The organism is Nocardia farcinica, from assembly GCF_029867845.1.
GTDB lineage: Bacteria > Actinomycetota > Actinomycetes > Mycobacteriales > Mycobacteriaceae > Nocardia > Nocardia farcinica_A.
The window spans coordinates 1-1,610 of sequence record NZ_JARWRU010000032.1 but is presented as its reverse complement, the minus strand read 5'-3'; the positions used below and the strand labels follow the sequence as shown (position 1 = coordinate 1,610).

Sequence of the window (1,610 nt, the reverse complement as noted above, 5' to 3'; positions counted from 1 at the left end):
CCCCCGCCCCCCCCCCACAGCGGGGGTACCTGGGCGGGGAGGTCGGGGCCTGGGTAGATCCGCAGCGCCAGCTGCTGGGCGCGCATGGGACAGCGCGCCTGCTCGGGCGCGACCCGGTGCCAGAGTTCGTCGACGGCCTGTTCCAGGGCGAGCCGCAGAATCCAGGCGGTGGCGCGCGACCACACGCCGTCGGCGGCGGTCACCTCCCCGTCGAGCAGCCGGTCCACGGTCGCCAGCCGCTCGGCCACGTCGGGGCGGGGCGCGGGCGCACGGGTCCGACGGCGGGTCCTGGTGCGGCGCGTGCCCCGGCGTTCGCTCACCGGCCCAACCAGGCGATGAATCGTTCGGTCTCGCCGATCAGTTCGCGCATGCCGCGCCCGATCGGCACGTGCGCGGCGGCGGTGATGTCGCGCAGCGCGTCGACCAGCCAGCGCGCCTCCCGCGCCAGATGCCGGTTGAGGTGGTCGACGTTGTAGCTCACGCCCATGACCGCCAACGCCACCATGGCCCGCGTGGTCTGCGCCTGTTCGATGTGACGTTCGACCTCGCGGTGGTCCATGCCCGCCGCGAGCAGCTCGCGTCTGCAACGGGCCAGTGCCGCCGCCTCCACCGCCGAGCGGCAGCAGGTGGCGACCAGCTCGTCGGCGATGGCGGGTGGCAACTGCGGGGTGCGCAGCAGCGAGCGGGCGTCGGCGAGGTAGCGGCGCACCGGATCGCCGACGGTGCGCACCTCCACCACCGACCGTTCCCGGCGCTGCACCTCGAGCACGTGCGCGTTCAGGTCCATCCGGCGCACCGCCTCGGCCAGCCGCTCGTCGTGGGTGAACACCACCACCTGCCTGGTCTTCGCGACCTCGGCCAGCACCGTGGCCAGCCCGTCCACCTTGGCCGGGTCCATGGCCTGCACCGGGTCGTCGATCATGACGAAGCGGAACGGGCTGTCGGCCACGGTGGCGCGCGGCAGGAACAGCGACAGCCCGAGCGCGTGCAACTCGCCCTGGCTCATCACGCCGAGCGCGGCGCCGTCGACCTGATCGACGGTCACGTCCAGCAGCACCCGGCGCGCGCTGCCCGCGTTGCCCTGCAACCGGATGCCGCCCAGTTCGACGTTGCTCTGCTGGCGCAGGGTCTGCCAGATCCAGCGGGATCGGGCCTCCAGAGGAGCCATCCGCTCGTCGCGCACCCGCGCGGTGAGCGCCTTGAGCCATTCCTCGGCGCGCTTGAGGGTGCGCAGCTCCCCCGACCGCGCCTGCACCGCGACGGCGTCGTCCAGCCAGGCTGACAACCGCGGCGCCAGCGGATTCCACACGCTGTCGAGGCGCTCGAGTTCCTTGCGGGCGCGGTCGCGCACGGCGGCCAGCTCGTCGCTCAGGCAGGCGTGAGCGTGGCGCAGCCGCTCGGCGAACGCGTGCGCGTCGGCGACGGTCACCGCGCTCGGGTCCTCGGGTGGGGAGCCCCCGGGCGAGCGCCCGGCGCGGAGGCGGTCCAGCACGGGCGCGAAACCCAGTGCGGCCCAGCGGGTCCAGGCGTGCCGCAGGGCGGCGGTGTCGACGGCGGGCGGGACATCGCGGGCGGGGTCGAGGTCGGCGGGCACCGGCCCGGGCAGGGCG

1 protein-coding gene and 1 pseudogene are annotated in these 1,610 nt (G+C 74.9%); both read right to left on the bottom strand.

Translation table 11 applies throughout. From position 1 onward, the window contains the following. Window positions 1-320: hypothetical protein (locus QH283_RS00485; protein WP_280501044.1), on the bottom strand; the 320-nt coding region annotated here is incomplete at its 3' end. Then, window positions 317-1,610 (bottom strand): annotated as a pseudogene (locus tag QH283_RS00480) (hypothetical protein); the annotation flags it as partial. The gene QH283_RS00485 and the pseudogene QH283_RS00480, both read right to left, overlap by 4 nt.